Annotated in this window: 12 protein-coding genes; 6 read left to right on the top strand and 6 right to left on the bottom strand. The window is 56.6% G+C overall.

Annotated features, from left to right (window positions below; all coding sequences use genetic code 11):
* Positions 1 to 60: 60 nt before the first annotated feature.
* Genes bcsC through bcsR form a run of 5 tightly spaced genes read right to left on the bottom strand, consistent with a single transcriptional unit; the run spans position 61 to position 9377 of the window.
* The gene (gene bcsC / locus F3J37_RS10075; protein WP_166933255.1) at positions 61 to 3534 is read right to left on the bottom strand and encodes a cellulose synthase complex outer membrane protein BcsC; all 3474 of its coding nucleotides are present in this window, start codon (positions 3532 to 3534) and stop codon (positions 61 to 63) included.
* Positions 3527 to 5824 carry a cellulose biosynthesis cyclic di-GMP-binding regulatory protein BcsB gene (bcsB, locus tag F3J37_RS10070; protein ID WP_166933254.1) on the bottom strand — a complete coding sequence of 766 codons (2298 nt, stop codon included), beginning with the start codon at positions 5822 to 5824 and terminating at the stop codon, positions 3527 to 3529. The genes bcsC and bcsB overlap by 8 nt, the downstream gene beginning before the upstream one ends.
* Positions 5825 to 5839: 15 nt before the next feature.
* Positions 5840 to 8455, bottom strand: a complete 2616-nt coding sequence (gene bcsA / locus F3J37_RS10065) for a UDP-forming cellulose synthase catalytic subunit (RefSeq protein WP_166933252.1) — start codon at positions 8453 to 8455, stop codon at positions 5840 to 5842.
* Positions 8452 to 9183, bottom strand: a complete 732-nt coding sequence (bcsQ, locus tag F3J37_RS10060) for a cellulose biosynthesis protein BcsQ (protein WP_058960387.1) — start codon at positions 9181 to 9183, stop codon at positions 8452 to 8454. The genes bcsA and bcsQ overlap by 4 nt, the downstream gene beginning before the upstream one ends.
* The gene (gene bcsR, locus F3J37_RS10055) at positions 9183 to 9377 is read right to left on the bottom strand and encodes a cellulose biosynthesis protein BcsR (protein WP_034827811.1); all 195 of its coding nucleotides are present in this window, start codon (positions 9375 to 9377) and stop codon (positions 9183 to 9185) included. The genes bcsQ and bcsR overlap by 1 nt, the downstream gene beginning before the upstream one ends.
* 193 nt (positions 9378 to 9570) lie before the next feature.
* Here bcsR and bcsE point away from each other — a divergent pair, with 193 nt between their 5' ends.
* The 6 genes from bcsE (at position 9571) to F3J37_RS10025 (ending at position 18536) form a co-directional block, all read left to right on the top strand.
* Entirely contained in the window at positions 9571 to 11121 is a 1551-nt protein-coding gene (gene bcsE, locus F3J37_RS10050; protein ID WP_166933251.1) for a cellulose biosynthesis protein BcsE, read from the top strand.
* On the top strand, positions 11118 to 11306 hold the full coding sequence (bcsF, locus tag F3J37_RS10045; protein WP_038643825.1) for a cellulose biosynthesis protein BcsF: 189 nt from the start codon (positions 11118 to 11120) through the stop codon (positions 11304 to 11306). Before bcsE ends, bcsF begins: the two co-directional genes overlap by 4 nt.
* Positions 11306 to 12946: a cellulose biosynthesis protein BcsG gene (bcsG, locus tag F3J37_RS10040; protein WP_166933249.1), complete on the top strand. Its 1641-nt coding sequence runs from the start codon at positions 11306 to 11308 to the stop codon at positions 12944 to 12946. The genes bcsF and bcsG overlap by 1 nt, the downstream gene beginning before the upstream one ends.
* A gap of 306 nt (positions 12947 to 13252) precedes the next feature.
* The gene (hmsP, locus tag F3J37_RS10035) at positions 13253 to 15265 is read left to right on the top strand and encodes a biofilm formation regulator HmsP (protein ID WP_182057602.1); all 2013 of its coding nucleotides are present in this window, start codon (positions 13253 to 13255) and stop codon (positions 15263 to 15265) included.
* 230 nt (positions 15266 to 15495) lie between these two features.
* The gene (locus F3J37_RS10030) at positions 15496 to 16776 is read left to right on the top strand and encodes a dicarboxylate/amino acid:cation symporter (protein ID WP_034827821.1); all 1281 of its coding nucleotides are present in this window, start codon (positions 15496 to 15498) and stop codon (positions 16774 to 16776) included.
* A 245-nt stretch (positions 16777 to 17021) separates the two neighbouring features.
* The gene (locus F3J37_RS10025; RefSeq protein ID WP_166933247.1) at positions 17022 to 18536 is read left to right on the top strand and encodes a M16 family metallopeptidase; all 1515 of its coding nucleotides are present in this window, start codon (positions 17022 to 17024) and stop codon (positions 18534 to 18536) included.
* 279 nt (positions 18537 to 18815) lie between these two features.
* Here the strand turns inward: F3J37_RS10025 and F3J37_RS10020 are convergent, their stop codons facing one another.
* Positions 18816 to 19688 (bottom strand): alpha/beta hydrolase, encoded by an 873-nt coding sequence (locus tag F3J37_RS10020; RefSeq protein WP_166933245.1) that lies wholly within the window; start codon positions 19686 to 19688, stop codon positions 18816 to 18818.
* Positions 19689 to 19732: the final 44 nt, after the last annotated feature.

Here is a 19732-nt window from a genome sequence, read left to right as displayed (position 1 = left end):
AGCAGTGCAACGTACTACGTAATTGAAAGGGCCGCACTTCATCAACGAAGTGCGGCTTTTTTATTTGAAGTCCGCATACGGCTCAAGCGGTTGTGGTGGCATATCCATATCGCCATTCCAGCCGCCCATTGAATAACGCATGTAGATCAAGCCGTGACTCGGGGTGTAATCCTTGGCTTGCTGAATATCCATCGCGAGACCGACTGACCAGTGCGGAGTGATGCGTCGTTCTACCACTGCTTGCAGGGTGTAACCGAAACCGTTGCCGGAGCTGCTGTCGGAGGTCGGGTTGGAAGCCAGCGTAAAGCCAGGATTGACCGGATAACGCTGCTGACCGTCGGTTTGCGATTGTGACCAGGAGACCGAGCCGCCCAGATCAAACGACCAGTTCTCGGTGCGCTGGCGATAAGTGACCGGCACCGCCAGCGAGAAATACTGCTGCGGACTGTAATAGCCCCCCTGGCCGAAGGTGTAGTCGCTCAGGTCTTTCTGGTAATGCCACAGCATGCTGTTCAGTCCGACGGTGGCACGGCGATTATCTTCGTTGATCAACTTGTAGTAATAGCCTGCCATCAGGCGTTCACGGCTGTTGTCTGCGACATTTTCTCCGGTAATTTGGTGGGCGCTGATATCGGCCCATACGCCATTCGCACCGCCCTGATCGTAACTCAGCCCCACCGAACCACCGGTTGCCACTACGCCGCCCCAGGTTTTGCCGCCGTTGGCCGACGGATCGCGTGCACCGGCATAGGCCAGCAGCGAGCTGGAGATCGGTCGGCGTGACGCGGTGAACGTCACGCCAATATCTTCCACGTCGGTTTTCCAGCTCAGACCGCCCACCCAGTTAGTGACTTCAAAGCCGAGCGGTGTGGTGCCGATATCGCCAGACCAGCGATCGTTATGCCAGCCAACGCCTATCGCCGTGCCTTCATCACGCTGGGTAAAGTCGCGGCTACAGCCACCGGAGTTATCATCATTACAGCTACCAAAGCGTTCGCTGTGGCTGCCATTGCTGGTAGAGAAAGTGCCCGCTGATACCAGAACATGATCGACGCGTAAAAAGCTGCGCCCGTCGGCCAGCGGTGTCTCCGCCTGCATCATGGTGGTATGCGCGGTGAAATCGGAGATACCGCCGGTGCCTTTATCGCGCGAATAATCCTGTTCAAGCGTGAAGGTGGTGTCCTGCTGACGATAGAGATCGGCGGCATCGCTGCGAATACCGCGCTTCAGCCAGTCATCACTGGCATCGTTACGCGTCAAACGGGTGTAGCTGTCATTATCCTGCGGTGCGTCGGCGCTGATGCCGCTGGCCGTCATTGCCAGGCGATAATCCTGCTGCGCTGCATCCGGCTGTTGCTGCTGAGTTTCCAGCCGTGCGGCATCGCGATACACCAGCGCTTTGCTTTGCGACGGGGCTTCTTTGGCAGCACGGGTTTTTAAATCATCGAATAGCTGCTGCGCATGCGCCGTATCGCCGCTGTTTTGCCAGGCCAGCGCCACGCGGCGTCCGCTGTTGATATTTTGCTGCGCCACGCTGGCAGGTAAAGTCTGCAGCACTATGCGTGCTTCGTCTTTGCGTTTCAGGGCGATAAGGGCTTCGATACGGCCCAGCGCAGCGTCATTATTAGTCGCATCCTGCTGCAGGACGCGTTGGTAACTCGCCAGTGCAGATTTTGCGTCGCCGCGTTCCAGAGCCCAATCCGCCAGGGTGATATCACGTCGCGTCGAGGCCGGCTGCTGTTGCAACAGCGCCAGCGCGGCAGATTCATTGCCGTTGGCGCGCAGCTCACTGGCACGGGCGTAGACTTTATCCTGCGTTAGGCGGTCCGCCAGCTCGTGCATATTGCTGTCCCAGCGGGTTTCCGGCAGGCGATGCAGTGCCGCCAGCGCCGCATCATCCTGATCGCCAGACGAAAGCCACAGCGCCCAGGCGTAGAGCGCAGCGGGTTCCTGCGCGTGCTGGCGCACCATGGCGTCCATCACCTGAGCGCCTTGTGCTTCTTCGCCACTGCTGCGTAGCGCACCGGCTAAACGATACGAGAGCCAGATATCGTTGGGGTTGTCCTGCGCGGCCAGGCGATATTTCACCACCGCCTGATGCCACTGACCTTGCTGGGCCAGCGTATCCGCTTCAGCCCGCAGGCTGTCGCTGCGCAGTGAACGCAACGTCTCCGCCAGCGACCGCTGTTGCGCGGTGGGCAGGGCATTGATAAACGCCATCGCGCGAGCAGGTGACTGCTGCTGATACAGCGCGGCCAGTCGGCGCACGGCGGTGGTATTGCTGCGATCGAGGCGCAGCGCCTGTTGCCAGTACTGTTCTGCCTGCGCGTCGTTTTTGCGCGCCTGCGCGACATCGCCGAGGCCAATCAACGCCCAGCTGTCACGGTTATCAATGGCCTGCGCACTGCGGTACTGGCGTTCCGCACCGGCCACATCGCCTTTTTTTAGCGCGTCGTCACCGTTGTTGATCGCCAGCCAGTAGCGGTTGGTTTGCAACAGTGATTGCCACTTGCCAATCTGGGTGCTGGCCTGTCCGGCCTGAATCGCTTTCTGCAGCCAGCCGATCGCCGCTGCGCGGTTATTGGCTCGCGCCTGCGCCTGACCCATCGCGCCCATCAGTTCGGCATCATTCGGGTTGGCTTTCAGCGCGGCGCTGAGTGACGCGATGGCACCTGCGCCTCCACCGGCATCCACCAGCGCCAGCCCGCGCATGCGTTGGCGATAAGCGGGATCGGCCAGCAGCTTCTGCTGTCGGGCCAGTTCTTCCTCGCCGCGTTGTTGCGCATCACCGGAAGTGAATACCTGCAGATACTGCTTCAGACTGGCAACAGTACTGTCTGACACCGGCTGATTTTGAATCTGTTGCAGCCAGAGTTCGGAGGCGGCATCACGCCCGCCGTCACGATTGGCCAGACGACGCAGCTGCACCAGCGCCTCGCCTGGCTGATTGTTATCAAACGCCATGCGCGCCAGCTGCAGTTCAACCCCGATATTGCCGGGATAACGCGCTTCCAGCGCCTGCAACTGGCGATAAGCGGTGGGCTGCTGACCGGGTAAACGTGCCACCAGTCGCCAGTATTCCAGTTCAGTATTCACATCCGGGAACACGCCGTGGAACAAGGCATCCCAGGCCGTTTTCGCTTCTTCAACGCGTCCTGCGGTGGCCAGCAAACGTGCCTGCTGCAGTTGCTGGCGCCCTTCAGCGCTCATCAGACGCAGGCCGGTTTCCGATTCACGCGTCGCCACGTCATTCGGCGCCACTTTCTTCAGTTCATCCAGCAGCGTCTGCGCTTTCGCCTGATCGCCCTGACGCAACGCCATGCGAATTTGCGCCGCCAGCACCTGCGGATTATCAGGGTCGATTTTTTCCAGGCGATAAAGCGACTGCTGCACCAGATCATACTTGTTGGTGGATTCACCGGTGCGAATCTGCATCAGTAGCCATGCGACCGGTGACACCTGCGGACCCTCGGCAGCCATGCCGGAGCCCGCCAGGATAGTGGCAATCAGCAGACCGAGTGGCAGTTTATTCATCGTCTTCCAGCTCGGCCAGGCGGCGACGGCTCACCATGCGCATCAGGCGCCATGCCATCAGAGCAAACAAGATCACCACCACCACGGCACAAATCGCCAGCCACACCGGATGCGTTGCCAGCAGATTCCACAGCCGCTCCCACCACGGCAGATGACCGACGAAGTAGGTATCGCCGACGCGCACGCTGGTGACGCCCGACTCACGCACAACGGTGGCAGAACCGAACACGGCGGCGCGCTTGCCGCTGTCGAGCAGGGCATTATTCAGCAAATCCCAGCCGCGCGGGCTGTCGGCCAGCAGCGCAACCACGCTGCGCTGATCGTTAAACGGCGACTGGAAGCCGACGATGGCACCCATCGGGCCGCGTGAGCGGATACCGGTCTGGCTCTCTACCGCACGATCGCTGGCGGACACCGGTACGTTCTGCGCGGTAATCGGGCGTGATGGCATGTTGATCCAGCTACGCGCCGCATCCGCCAGCAGGTTGATCTTTTTGTCATCCTGCAGATCCTGCGGAATGCCGCCGATCATTAGCAGGTCTGCGTCTTTATCTTTTGCCTGGTTCCAGTCATCGCTCATCTGCACGCGCAGCGCCGGATAGCCGGTCTGGGCACCGATGGCGCCCAGTGCGTTCAGCATAGTGCTCACTTCACCGTTCGCGGGCTTCGGCTGTACTAATACCAGCGTCTGCGCCAAATCGGCATAACGGCTGTAAGGGAAACCGGCGTTGGCGTATGCACCCAGTGACGGCATTTCGATGTAGTGGCGATAGCCGGAGAAGTCGATGCTGGAGTTGTCATCGATCACCACATGGTGGCCCACCGCGGTGACGGTTTCGCAACGGCCGTCGGCGGTGCCACCAATAAAGGTGTTGGCGTAATCAAAGCTGAAGCGCAGTTGGTTGACCACGCCGAGGCGCAGCGCCGGGATGGTCAACTGGCGGTTGCTGTCCTGTAGGCCTTGCATGAGCGGAATGCGCATGATCTGCTGGCCTGCCGTGTCTTTCGGCGTCAGCGGGTAATCCTGCATGAACTGATTGTTCAGATGCACCGCCAGGCGCGAGCCATCTTGCTGGATCGGCGAGGTGTAGCGGTAAATCAGATCCATGTCGATGCCGCGCGCACGCACCAGAAACAGGTCAGGCGGCAGGTTCAGCGTCAGACTGATCGGGTTCGGTTGCAAACCATCGGCCTGTAGCTGGTTCTGATACTGTGTCAGCTCGGCAAACGTGGTGCGGCGATCGGTGCGCACCCAGTTTGGCGCATCATAGGCCTGACGCGGTGCCAGCATTTTTACACTGTCGATGGTTGAGGTATCCCCGCGCAGCAGCAGTTCGCCTTGCGCAATACCTTCGACGGCGGTCAGCAAATCGTTGTCATCGCGGCCGAGAATCAGCAGCATTTTTTCGTAGGGATTGTCCGGCTGGCTCACCATTTCCACCGTGGGTTTCTCCACCGGTGGCAGATCTTTCAGGAAGTCCGGGCGATGATCGTTGGTGGCAAACACCACCGCATGCTGTTCTTTTGGTAGCTGGTTATACAGGACCGGGAAGGATTGACCACGCCACTGTGCTTTGCTGCCGAACCACGAAGCCAGAATCCCTGCGGCACGCTGCTGCAGCAGGTTAGGCTGAGTGCTGAACACCATCGGCAATTGCAGTGGGCGGCTGTCGCGGGCATCAAAGAACGGTTCCGGGAAGTGCGACAGGTCGTTTTTCAACGGCAGCTTTTGCAGCGTCAGGTCGAGTTTGCTCTCTTTACTGATATCCATCCAGATGGTGCTGTTGGCCGGGTTTTCACACACGTTGGCGTAGTGGCCCACCAGTTCAAGGCGCACGCGGTTAAAATCGCCAATAAAACGCGGATCGATCGGCAACTGAGTTTGATTTTCTTTGCCCAGCTGATCGGCGGTCACGGTGACCAGTCCCACCAGCTCATCGTTGAGATAGACCTTGAGCTGCGACAGCGTCGGAATCAGCGCCGGTGAAGGGCGATAGCTGAGCGTCAGCATGGCGCGTGTCACCACTTCATCACTGCGCACGCCGAACTCGATCTGGCTGGTAGGCTCGGTGCCGCGCAGCGTCATGCTGCCCGGCGGCGGCGCGACCTGATTAAACAGCAGTTGGCTGTCGCGCAGCGGGGCATTGGCATCCAGCGGCTGGCTGACGACCGGCAGCGGTATCTGTGCGCTGGCGCGCGGTGCTTCAGGGGCAGAAGGCTGCGGTGCGGCCTGTGCCAGCGTTGCAGTGCCCAGCAGCAGGGCAGTAAACCAGCTCAGTTTTCTCGTCATGGTCATATCATCAACTTATGAAAAATCGGTTTTGATTGCCGCAGGTGCGCGGCTAATGCCCTGCGGCAGCAGTGTTGCCAGCCAGCTCACCAGGGAAGTCAGTGCACGGAAAAGACGGCGCAGCGGGGCAGGGCCATACTCCGCCAGACGCAGGTAACCTTTGAAACCCAGCACCATAATATCGGCCAGACTCTGCACCGGTTTATCTTCCGGGAAGCCGTCCTGCCACAGCGCCCAGGTGTCGGCGCGGGCGAAGGTACACTGGATAAATTCAATATGCTGGCGGGTGGTGAGCTGATGCAGGCGAATCCCCGCGCGACGGCCAAATACACGCTGAACCTGGCACGGGAAGCTGAACTCCTGCTGGCCACGGCGCAGCAGCAGCCACACCGGCTCATCCTCTTTCAGTGCATCCGCCTCACGCAGTTCGACACCGACACCACCATCTGAATAGTCGCGCAGGGTGCACGGCACCATATGGCCATCTTCACGTGCAATGGCGGCGGGCATGGCGATCTCCACGCGATGTGCTTCACGAATCTGGCGCGCTTCCACCGAAACGGCTACGGCACCGCCGAGAATAATCATGTTGTACACCACCCACACCAGGCTGACCCAGATGGTGAGTAACTCGTTAGCCGGGCCATACGCCATGCGCCAGAACGCCATGCCGATGCCCGCGATATTCAGCAGCACCAGCATCATGTAGGGCTTGGTGATCACCCAATCGAGGTGACGCTCTTCGACCAGGCCACCTTTTGCGGTGACGTTGAACTTGCCTTTGTGCGGGTTGAACAGCGCGACGGTGGTGGGACGCGCGATGTACCACGCCAGCACGGTTTCATACACTTCACTCCAGAACGAGTGACGCCAGCGTCCCTGAATACGGGAGTTGGTCAGGCTGGTGTGCACCATGTGTGGCAGTACATAGATTGCAATCGCCAGCGCCGGCGCGTAGATGATGTAGGCGTGGCATAGCAGAAACGCCAGCGGTGCCAGCAGGAAGATCAGACGTGGAATCCCGGCGAGGAAGTGCAACATGGCGTTGGCGTAGCACAGCCGCTGTACCAGCTTTAGGCCCTTGCCCATCAGCGGATTGTCGAGGCGGAAAATCTGCACCATGCCGCGCGCCCAGCGAATACGCTGGCCGATGTGTGCGGACAAACTCTCGGTGGCGAGGCCCGCCGCCTGTGGAATACGGATATAGGCGGAAGTGTAACCCTGACGATGCAGACGCAGCGAGGTGTGCGCATCTTCGGTTACGGTTTCCACCGCTATGCCGCCAATCTCATCCAGCGCGGCGCGGCGCAATACGGCGCAAGAGCCGCAGAAGAACGCCGCATCCCAGGTATCGTTACCGTCCTGCACCAGGCCGTAGAACAGCGAGCCTTCATTGGGTGTCTGGCGGAAGCGACCAAGGTTACGCTCGAACGGATCGGGCGAGAAGAAGTGGTGCGGCGTTTGCAGCATCGCAAGGCGGTGATCCTTCAGGAACCAGCCCATGGTCATCTGCAGGAAAGAGCGCGTCGGTACGTGGTCACAGTCAAAAATCGCCACGTAATCGCTGCGGCAGGCCACTTTCAATGCGTGATTGATGTTGCCGGCTTTGGCATGTTCATGGGTAGGGCGCACCACGTAATTGATGCCCACGCTGGCGGCAAATTCGCGAAACTCCTCGCGGCTGCCGTCATCCAGAAGGTAGATGTTGAGCTTGTCCTGCGGCCAGTCGATGCCCATCGCGGCATAAATGGTTGGTTTCACCACGCTCAGCGGTTCGTTGTAGGTGGGCACCAGGATATCGACGCTGGGCCAGGATGTGATCTCGGGTGGCATGGAGACCGGCTGGCGATTGAGTGGCCACAGCGTCTGGAAATAGCCCAGTACCAGCACCGTCCATGAGTAGGTTTCAGCGCCAATCAGCAGCAGACCGAATGTCAGACTCAGCGGATCGTCCCAGTTCAGGGTTTCAGTGTAGCGCCACCACAAATAACGACAGGAAATGGTGAGTGACAGCACAATCAGCATGATAGTAGAGAGGCGGCCCGGCACGCGACGCACCATCATCGCCAGGCCCCATAGCAGTAGCACGAAGACAAATTGCGTGGTGATGCCAAACGGCTGTGAAATACACAATAGCGCCAGCAGGCTGGCGACAATCGCCGCGACAATAAACAGCAGCTGGCGTACACGCGGTGGCAGTTTCTGCAACTGCTGTTCGGTACGCAGATGAATGCCCGTTTTCGCCATGTGCGCGGGAAGCGCTCCCAGCCATTGATAAAACTGCTGGCGCCAGCGGAACAGGGGGCCAAACGCGTTAAACCGTTTGCGCTCGCTGCGTGCGCTGTTGTCGAGCGGTAACACCAGCATCAGCCACAGGCTCTGCATGGCGTAACGCACAACGTCTAACGGGCGTGGACGTAACGGTGAGATTTGCGGATAGTATCGCTGACGCTGTTGCAGCAAGCGCTGCCAGCCGGGCATTTCCAGCCGTAGCAGCGACCAGGCGAGCACGCACCATAGCAGATGCAACATCACGGTTAAGCGGCCCGCGCCGTGCTGGCGCGCCACGCGGGCACGGCTTTGCAGCGCCTGCCAGGCCTGAGGTACCAGCAGCCAGCGCAACGGATTCACGCCGCACCGCCCGCAACGTTCAGCAATAGCCAGTTCGCCAGCGTATTGATTTCTTCGCTCGCCAGCGCATGAGGACGATATTCACCCACCGGTTGTTTCATCATCAAGGCTTCTGCCAGTGCTTCATCGCGGTGAATCACCTGCGGAATCAGATTCTTCAGCGTGCGCAGCCACAGCTGATGCAGATCCTGTTGCAGCTGACTGTTGGCGTTGAATTGATTGATCAGAAACAGCGTGTGCGGCAAAAACCGCGGATGGTGCAACCGCAACTGGCAGTTAGCATCCAGCGATAGCACCTGCAGCAGGCGATCGGCGTGGAGGGCGAAGGATCGTTGCCACGGCAGCAGATCCGCCGGAAGGTCGAGGATCACCCAGCGATAGTGTGATTTCAGGGCCGGCAACGCCTTCAGCAACGGCGTGGCGAACGAGGTGTCGGCGTTTTGCAGACTTAAGCACTGCTGAGAGGTTAATGCGCCAAACGGCAGGAAATCGAGACCAGTTTGATAGCGCTGCGCGCACTGCTGCCACGGCTGCTGTTCCAGCAGTGCGGGAACCCAGCCCTGGGTGTGATTGAGCGGCAAGTTAAAATGGGCAGCCAGTTGATTCGAATCAGAAAAGTCGATGACCAGCACCGACTCCTGTAAAGCATTGAGCGCCCAGCCAAGTGCCGCACTGAGTGATGTTGCGCCACAACCGCCGCGCAAACCTTGTAAGGCAATGACCGGCATTAGCGTTCAGGCTCCTGGTCGGCGGATAATTCACGCAGCAGCGGCCAGCGCGTCAGCAGACTATTCAGTCGCTCTTCGCGGGCAATATCAATGTAACGAAATGCCTTAAGGGAAAAGGCTTCGCTCAGGGTATTAATGTCATCCTGATCTTCAGTGGTAGACGCGATCAGCGAAAAGGCATTTTCTGTTTTCATTACTTTTTGCCACCAAAAAACAGCAATGGATGAATTGTGGTTCTATTTTTTGTAAAGTTTAAACCCGGAAAAATGCGCAGACTATGTAAAAATCGATATCATTTGAGATAGCGCAGGTTTTAATTATTTCAGCAGTTCCAATCGTTGCCGTCTATATTAAACTAGCCTGGATTGTTCTGATCGCGAAACAAATATGAAAAATCGCTATGCGCTTGGCCTACAACAGGTTCAGCAGGAATTAGTTACCCTGCAAAATCCGGGGTTTTATTGGATTACCAGTCAGCGTCAGGAAGACGCGCGGGTACTGCTGCGTCAGGTGGTGAGCCATCAACAGGCGGCAACCCTGGTCAGTTCAGATGAGAAGCCTCAGTCTTTACTTACGCCGGACCCACTGACGGGCCCAGCGCGCATTCCCTTATTTTCGCTGCCGGCCAATAAAACCGGCCTGCAGCATCTGGAGAATGATTTCGCGCGTGTACTGAATAGCCGCAGTGGTTTAGTGCTGTTTTACAGCAACGCTGCGCAGTGGAGTAAATTATCCGAGGATGAACTCACGCTTTGGGTGAAACGCATGCGGCGGTTGTTGATCAAAAAACAAATCACGCTGTTACTGATCACCTCGGGGGCGTCGATTATTCATCTGCGTAACCATCTACAGCGTTATTTTCGCCAACTTGATGGTGTCGCACATTTAGAATTTCAACAGGATAGCTGGCAATATCGAATTAACTGGTGGTACTCCGCAGACAAATTACTGGCTGACCGTGCGATTCGCCTGAGTTGTAATGATAATCAATTCATTGCCATTAATGACGTTGAGCAAACCACCCCCCTTAGCCTTAATGATGAAAATCAGTTTCTGGCACAAGAAGGGGTGCTGGAAGGCGCACCGCCGCTTTCCAGCCAGTGGCAGCTGTTTAGTGATAATGAAAGCGTATTTTCGCGTGCGCAACAGGCCAACGCCGCCACGGTCATTTTTAGTCTGGTCCATAACCAGGATATCAATGCCCTGGCAAAAATGGTCCACAGTTTGCGCCGCTCACGCGGTAACGCATTAAAAATTGTGGTACGCGAAATCAGTACCAGTCTTAGGTATAGCGATGAGCGATTATTGCTGGCCTGTGGCGTCAATGCCATCGTGCCCGGCGCTCAAACGCTGTCGCGCTTTCTCACCACGCTGGAAGGGATTCAGGGCCAGCAGTTTACGCGTCATGTTCCGGCCAACTTGCCCGCGCTGATGCAGGCATTACAGCCGCTGCAGCAAAAAGGCTATTTGCAGCTGGAGCCGTTCTGCGCGGCGGTACAGCAGCTGATGAGCAATACGCTGCTGCCAGAAAACGACAAGGGGCTGATGGTGGCATTGCGCCCGGTGCCGCAGCTGAAACCTGAGCAGATTCTGACGCTGTGTAAACCGCGTCGTTTTGGTGATTTGGTGACGCTGATTAACGATCGCATCTATCTGTTTCTGTCATCCTGCCGCTTCAACGATTTGGATATTGCGTTGAAATCGATTTTCTCGCTGCCGCACGATGAGTTGTTTAGTAACCGCGTGGTGTGGTTCGAGGACAACCAGATTTTGTCGGAAGTGCACAAGATTCGTCAGCTGACGCCGGTGGCGCAGCGTGAAGTGCCGATGGCACCGATTGAGGCCCCGCGGGCAAACAAGGTGTCCGCTTCTGACCTGCGTGGGGCGCAAACCCCGCAACCTATTGTTCTCAATCTTGATGGAGATCGCCGCAGATGACACTGATGGATTGGGTGCAGGTGGCGATCCTGCTGTTATTAATTTTACTGTTCCTGAAATCGTTGTTTGTGCGCTGGTTACCGCGCAGTAGCACCAGCCTGCTGATGCGTCTGCTGCCACCGCGTGCGCTGAAGTCGGAAGGGCAGTGGCAACGCAAATCTGCTAAAACGGATACCAAACCGTAATGAGTGATAACAAACCTTCGACGCTGCACGCTTCGTGGTGGCGCGGTCTCGGCGGCTGGAATTTCTACTTCCTGATCAAATTTGGTCTGTTGTGGTACGGCTACCTTAATTTTCATGCGCTGAGCAATCTGGTGTTCCTGGCGTGGCTGCTGTTCCCGCTGCCGTCACGTCGTTTGCATCGTGTGCGTCACTGGGTGTCACTGCCGATTGGCTTTGCGCTGTTCTGGCATGACACCTGGCTGCCGGGACTGGAATCGATCATGAGCCAGGGTAGCCAGGTCGCAGGCTTCTCCTCAGCTTATCTGCTCGATCTGCTGGAGCGCTTTATCAACTGGCAAATGATTGGCGCAGGCTTTGTGCTGCTGGTGATCTATATGTTCGTGGCGCAGTGGATCCGCGTCACGGTGCTGGTTTCTCTGATGCTGATCTGGCTTAACGTGCTGACCATTGCCGGACCGGCGATGAATCTGCTGCCAACCAAAGCGGCGACACCGGAAGTGGCATTGAATAACCCTCCAGCCGCGACCAAAGCACCGGAGGGACTGGACCAGTCTGCACCCCCGACCAGTGCCAATCTGACCTCCTGGCTCAATCGTTTCTACGACAGTGAGCGCCAGCGCGCCACCCATTTCCCGGATGCGCTGCCTGCGGACTCTCAGCCGTTTGATATTTTGGTGATCAACATCTGTTCGCTGTCATGGTCGGACATGGATGTAGCACAATTGCGTGACCATCCGTTATGGAAGCATTTTGATATCCTGCTGGACAACTACAACTCTGCCACCGGCTACAGCGGTCCGGCAGGGATTCGTTTGCTGCGTGCCAGCTGTGGCCAGACTTCACACTCTAATCTGTATAAGGCCACCGATCAGCGCTGTTACCTGTTTGATAACCTGGCGAAACTGGGCTTTAAGCAGGAACTGATGATGGATCATACCGGCGTGTTTGGTAACTATCTCAAAGAGCTGCGTGAAGAGGGCAATTTGCAGGCACCGCTGATGTCACAAGCGGGAATTGCGCCAGAATTGACCTCCTTTGATGGTTCGCCAGTGTTCAATGACGGGCAATTGATGCAGCGCTGGCTCGACGATCGGACTAAAAGCAGCGATGCGCGCAGTGCCACCTTCTATAACCTGATTCCGTTGCATGACGGCACGCGCGAACTCGGCAGCACGCGCACCGCTGACTGGCAGCCGCGCGCTAAAATGCTGTTTGATCAGCTGGATACATTCCTGACCAATCTGGAGAAATCAGGACGCCGCGTGATGGTGCTGGTGGTACCGGAGCACGGTGCTGCGCTGCAGGGCGATAAAATGCAGATGTCTGGTCTGCGTGATATTCCCAGCCCGAGCATTACGCATGTGCCGGTGGGCATTAAGTTTGTCGGGATGAAAGCGCCGCATCAGGGGCAGCCGTTGAGCATTGATACGCCGACCAGTCTGCTGGCGATTTCCGAAATCATTTCCCGTGTGGTGGATGGTCAGGTGTTTAACGCGCCGAACGTCAATATGTCGGTGTTAGCGGATAATTTGCCGCAATCACCGGTGGTGTCCGAGAATGATAATGCGGTGGTGATGATGTATCAGGGTAAACCCTGGATTCGTCTGAACGGCGGCGATTGGGTGCCTTATCCGCAATAGCAGGGGTCGCGGCGCAAACTTTGCGCCGCGACTTTAACGTGCACAATTCCTAATCACCACTTTATCTCGCCCTTCCTGCCTTTTTTCGACTTTATCCCGGCGCATAAAAATGCTGACCTGCGATATACTCGCTGCGCATTTCATCTATACCCGTCATTCTTCAAGTTGCAGGTGCGTTGGCTGTGCTCATTTATCCCAGTCACTTACCTGAGTAAGCTCCTGGGGATTCATTCCCTTGCCGCCTGCCTGCACCTTGAATAATTTAGGGTATACATAGTCGATTTAAGTGGTTGGGAGAGGGTTTTGTTGCGCGTCAGTCGCTCGTTAACGATAAAACAGATGGCAACGGTGTCCGCCGTGGCAATGGTGACCATCAGCATTTTTATCGTCATCCAGTTATTCCACTTTGTGCAGCAGCGCAGGATTGACTACGCCCAGCAGATGGAAAATATCGCGCACACGGTGCGCCAGCCGCTGTCAGAAGCCGTTCTGAAAGGCGATATTCCGCAAGCTGAACGCATCCTGAATACGTTGAAACCGGCGGGCATCCTGTCTCGTGCCGATGTGGTATTGCCGAATGCGTTTCAGGCGCTGCATGCCGATTTTGTGCCGGAAAAACCGGTGCCGCGCTTCGTGGCACGTCTGTTTGAACTGCCGGTGCAAATTACACTACCGCTCTATTCGGTAGAACGTACTGGACTGCCGAAGCCTATCGCCTATCTGGTGCTGCAGGCCGACTCCTCACGGGTATACCAGTTCCTGCTCAGCACGCTCTCCACCATGATTACCACCTATTTGCTGCTGGCGCTGATACTTTCGGTATCGATTAGCTGGTGTATCAATCGCCTGATCGTCCATCCTTTGAGAAGTTTGTCGCGTGATTTGCAGGAGTTGCCACCGCAGGCCATTCTCACGCACAAGCTCGACCTGCCGCATAATCATCGCGACGATGAAATCGGCATGCTGATCCGCAGCTACAACCGCAATCAACAGGTGCTGGAGTCGATTCATGATGAGATGAGTCGCATGACCACCCATTTTGCCGTGACCGACCTGCCCAACCGTGCCCTGTTCCTGGCGTTACTGGATCAGCACGCCAGCCATCGCCATAGCCGTCAGCCGTGGGGATTGATGGTGATTCGTATTGAAACGTTGCAGGAAGCTAATGGTGTACTGAGTGATGAACAGCGCGACACCCTGATGCTGACGCTGGTGGAGAAGATTCGTAGCACCGTTGACGACCACACCCTGCTGGCGCAAACCGGACCCAGTGATTTCGCGCTACTGATGAAGCGCGCGCACAACCCGTTCCGCGCCATGCGTCTGGCGCGCAACCTGATGATTCGCATTAACCAGCCGGTGAACCTGCATCAACTTCAGCTGCGTCCAAACGCCAGTATTGGCCTGGCGCTGCATGATGACAGTGTCGTCAGTGCCAGCGAGCAACTCGACCGCGCGACCTCGGCAATGATGTCGGCGCGTCATCAGGGCAAAAACCAGATTCTGTTCTTTGATCCGGCGCTGACTGAGCGGGCGCAAAAACGCCTGACGCAGGAGCACGATATCCTGCAGGGGTTGCAGGATGGTCAATTTGCACTTTATCTGCAGCCGCAAATCAATATGCAAACCGGTGAGCTGGCGGGCGCGGAAGCGCTATTGCGTATGCGTATGCCGGATGGCAGCTATGGTTTGTCAGAAGAGTTTATCGCCAGCGCGGAAGAGATTGGGGTGATTTCCGCGATTGGGCGCTGGGTGTTTGAAGAAGCCTGCCGCATCCTTGCCGCGTGGCAGAAGCTGGGCATCAATATTCCGCTGAGCGTCAATATATCGGCAGTTCAGTTGCGTGACCCCAGCATGGTGAGCCATTTGCAAGGCTTGCTGGAGCGCCATCGTATTGCACCCGGCAATTTCGTGCTGGAAATTACCGAAACCGCGCAGATTGGCGATGCCGAGCAAGCGATTTCGCTGCTGCGTTCACTGCAGCAAACCGGCGTGGCCGTGGCGCTGGATGATTTTGGCATGGGTTACTCCAATCTCAATTACCTGCATCAGTTTAAAGCGCTGCCGGTGAACAAGCTGAAGATGGACCGCAGTTTTGTCGCGGCGCTACCGGATGATGACACCATGGTGCGTATTGTCGCGGCGATTGCGGACATCATTCATCTTGATGTTATTGCTGAAGGCGTGGAAACCGATGAGCAGCGAGACTGGCTGCTGGCACGCGGAATTACTATAGGGCAAGGCTACTTATACGCTGAAGCGCTCCCTCTTAACGTCTTCAACCAACGCTGGCTTGACAGCTCGTCACATCCTGAATAATCACATTGTTTATTGATTTTCCTAACGAAATTGCAGTCAGATAGTTTGCTGAAGCGTTTCAGTTCATAGTTAGAGTTTTGTAACTTTTGTAAGGAATGTAAGGGTATATTAATCCTGTTATCGGAGTGTTATTTTCCCGCAATCGGTAAGGTTTTTCGCTTCCAGGCGGCTTGCCGCATGCGTTCTCCATAATAACGGCGGTGAATTCCGTCTATACCTGGACACCTGTTATGAAACTGTTCAAAAGCCTCTACTTCCAGGTGCTGGTTGCCATCGGCATCGGCGTCCTGTTAGGCCACTACTATCCTGAGTTAGGCGCGCAAATGAAGCCGCTTGGCGATGGTTTCGTTAAGCTGATCAAGATGATCATCGCCCCCGTGATTTTCTGTACGGTGGTGACCGGTATTGCCGGCATGGAGAGCATGAAAGCAGTTGGACGGACTGGCGCAGTTGCGCTGCTCTACTTTGAAATTGTCAGCACCATCGCGCTGATTATTGGACTGGTCGTGGTTAATGTGGTGCAGCCGGGCGCGGGGATGAACGTTGATCCCGCGACTTTGGATGCCAAAGCCGTGGCGGTTTACGCCCAACAGGCGCAAGAACAGGGTGTTGTTGCCTTCTTGCTTGATATTATCCCGGGTAGTGTGATCGGTGCCTTTGCCAGCGGTAATATCCTGCAAGTGCTGCTGTTCGCCATTCTGTTTGGTTTTGCTCTGCATCGTCTGGGTAACGCCGGTACTGTGATGTTCAACGTCATTGAGAGCTTCTCCAAAGTGATCTTCGGCGTTATCAATATGATTATGCGCCTTGCGCCGATCGGTGCCTTCGGTGCCATGGCGTTTACCATTGGTAAATACGGCGTGGGCTCACTGGTGCAGCTCGGTCAGCTGATCATCTGCTTCTACATCACCTGCGTGCTGTTTGTGGTGGTGGTGTTAGGTTTGATTGCACGCTGGGCCGGCTTCAACATCTTCAAATTTGTCGCCTACATCAAAGAAGAGCTGCTGATCGTGCTGGGTACCTCTTCATCTGAATCTGCGCTGCCGCGTATGCTCGACAAGATGGAGAAGCTGGGTTGTAAGAAATCGGTGGTGGGTCTCGTTATTCCAACGGGATACTCTTTTAACCTTGATGGCACCTCGATTTACCTGACCATGGCGGCGGTATTCATTGCCCAGGCCACCAATGCGCACATGGATATCTTCCACCAGATCACGTTGTTAGTGGTGCTGCTGCTCTCCTCAAAAGGCGCAGCGGGCGTGACCGGCAGTGGCTTTATCGTGCTGGCGGCCACCTTGTCTGCAGTCGGACATTTGCCGGTAGCGGGTCTGGCGCTGATTCTGGGTATCGACCGCTTTATGTCCGAAGCGCGTGCATTGACCAACCTGGTGGGTAACGGCGTGGCGACGGTGGTGGTGGCGAAGTGGGTCGGTCAGCTGGATGAGAAGCAGATGAAAGCGACGCTTTCTTCAGCGAAAAAGGTCAATAACGCCTCACAAACCAGCGTCTGATCGTCTATTTGCGTTAATTTCCCGAGAAATGCCCGCTGTCGCTTGCCCTGACAGCGGGCATTTGCATAATAAACCCCATTGATTTTTTTCCCGATTTTTTACCTCGTTGCGCGACATCCTGACCTTCCTGTGGTCAAAGAGTCTGTTCTTCATTAAACGTGGCGGCTATGGGCCGCGCCGGTCACCAAAGATGTGACCGTACATGTCGCGATAACGAGCGTTGATCTGTTTATGTAGGGGTTCACATGCAGGGCACCAGAATTCGACTTTTGGTTGGCGGATTAATCCTTGCGGCATCCGGCTTTGGCGCGCACGCCGAGACACTCCAGCCCGATCCCGCGTGGCAGGAAGGCAAACTGGACAATGGTTTTAGCTGGCAGTTACTCACCACGCCACAACGTCCAAGCGATCGTATTGAATTACGTCTGATTGTTAACACCGGTTCACTGGTGGAGAGCGCTCAGCAAACCGGTTTCAGCCATCTGATACCGCGTCTGGCAATGGTGCACAACACCGCGCTGGATACCAATCAACAGCGTGCACTGTGGCAGCAAGCCATGGATCCGCAACGCCCGTTGCCGCCAGCGATCTCATCGTACGATTACACCCAATACAACCTGAGCTTGCCCAACAACCGCCCGGAGCTGCTGAAAGAAGCGCTGAACTGGCTGGCGGCGACCGCAGGGAAAATGACCATTAATGAGCAGGTGGTTTCGACCGCGCTGACCGCGACCGATCCGATTGCCACCTGGCCGCCAAATACCCAGGATGTCTGGTGGCGCTATCGCCTGAAGGGTTCAGCGATGCTGGCGCACGATCCGGGCGAGCAGCCGCGTGCGCCGGTGGATATTGCACAGCTCAACAGTTTCTATCAGCAGTGGTACACGCCGGATGGCATGACCCTGTATGTGGTGGGCAACGTTGACAGTCGCAGCATGGCAGAACAAATCAACAAAACCTTCTCCGCGCTGAAGGGTAAACGGGTTGCGCCCGCAGCGCTGCCTACGCTCTCTCCTTTGCCGCATCAGCCCGTCAATCTGGTGAATGGCGGGATGAGTCAGGATCGCCTGTCGCTGGTGTGGGATACGCCGTGGCAACCGATTCGTGACTCACAGAACTTACAGCACTATTGGCAGAGTGATTTGGCGCGTGAAGCGCTGTTCTGGCATGTGCAACGCGCGCTGGCGGACAGCAAAGCACAGAGCGTGCAGGTGGGCTTTGATTGCCGCGTGCTTTACCAGCGTGCGCAGTGTTCCATCAACATGGACAGTCCGAACGCATCGCTGGCGCAGAACATGAACCAGGTGGCGAAAGAACTAGCGGCAGTGCGAGATAAAGGTTTACCGCAGGATGAGTTTGATGCGTTGATGGCGCAGAAGCTGCTGGAACTGAATAAGCTGTTCGCCACCTATGCGCGCACAGATACCGATATCTTGATGGGGCAGCGTCTGCGCTCGCAGCAGAATGCGGTGGTGGATATCGCGCCGGAGCAGTATCAAAAGCTGCGTCAGGCGTTTCTCAGTGGGTTGACGCGTGACCAGCTGAATCAGGAATTGCGCCAGCAGCTGACGCAGGAACTGACGATGGTGCTGATTCAACCACAAGGTGAAGCTGAGACCAATGTGAAGATGTTGCAGGACAGCTGGGATAAAGTGATGAAAGTACCGGATGCGCCTGCGGCACCGGCGGCTTCAGATGAAGCCAAACCGGAAAGTAACGGCAGCGCGAGCGCGACCGACCCGGCTCAACCCTCGTCATGACGCAGGATTTACAATTCATGGCCGAGTCATCAAGTCTTATGACTCATGGCATATGAGATCGCCAAAATAATTTGAGTAGCAGCACAAAAGCGCCTTGAGGCGCTTTTGAACATCACGTTCATGCAGCCACGTCGCTGCGTTTCAGGGCATGAATTATCCCTGAAATCATTTGAGCTGCAGTAAGGCGGCAAGTATGTTCATCGCCAGTCACTGACTTCAGCCAGTGACTGGGGTGACTGCGTGCAGCCAGCGCCGCTGCGGTTCAAATTATGAAGGGGATTATGTCTTAGCGCGGAGCCATTCGGTGACCAGCATCGGCCAACTGGCGAGGGGCAGATCCGCGACGCCGCGAATGCCAAATCCATGGCCGCCTTTCTGATAAAAGTGAATTTCCACCGGCACCTTGTGTTCACGCAGGGCGCTGAAAAACACCATGCTGTTGTTCACCGAAACCGCGTCATCATCGCTAGCGTGAATCAGCAGCGTGGGCGGTGTCTGCGCATGTACGCGCGTTTCCATGGAATACGCATCAATCAACCTCTGATCCGGCCATGCGCCGAGCAGGCGAGTGCGCGAGCTTTCGTGTGCCAGACCGTCGCGCATGCTGATCACCGGATAGAGTAGCACCATGGCATCTGGACGTGGCGAGAAGCTGTCGGCCTGATCCTGCACTGGATAAATTTTCTCACCAAAGCGCGTCCCCAGGCTGGCAGCCACGTGCCCACCCGCTGAGAAGCCCATCATCACAATGTATTTGCCGTTCATGCCGCGCTGCGCACGATCGCGCAACACGCGCACCGCACGTTGTGCATCGGCCAGTGGGGCATCGGGACCTTCGTGATGGCCATCGTAGGGCAGGCGATAAGTCATCACTGCCAGCGTATACCCCATCGATGTGAAGAACGTGGCGAGGGCACTGCCTTCACGGTCAATCAGCACTCGCTGATAGCCGCCGCCGGGCGCCACCAGCAGCGTAATGCCGTTGGAGGTTTCCGGGTGCCAGATTGCCATTTCAGGGCAAAGCACGCCGGTCGCGGCGCGGTCATAGGGTTCGTACTCTTTGGCGAGATCGACGATTTGCGGTTGAGCGCGCGAATCACTCGCGCCTGGCGCATCACCGTGTGGCCAGATATTAATGATTTCTGTGTGCATAAATCAGTCCTGAGCGAGTCGTGTTGTCATTATTTTGTTCGCGG

Origin of the sequence: Candidatus Pantoea communis (assembly GCF_011752685.1) — a bacterium.
GTDB classification, from domain to species: domain Bacteria; phylum Pseudomonadota; class Gammaproteobacteria; order Enterobacterales; family Enterobacteriaceae; genus Pantoea; species Pantoea communis.
This window is presented reverse-complemented; position numbering and strand designations above follow the sequence as displayed.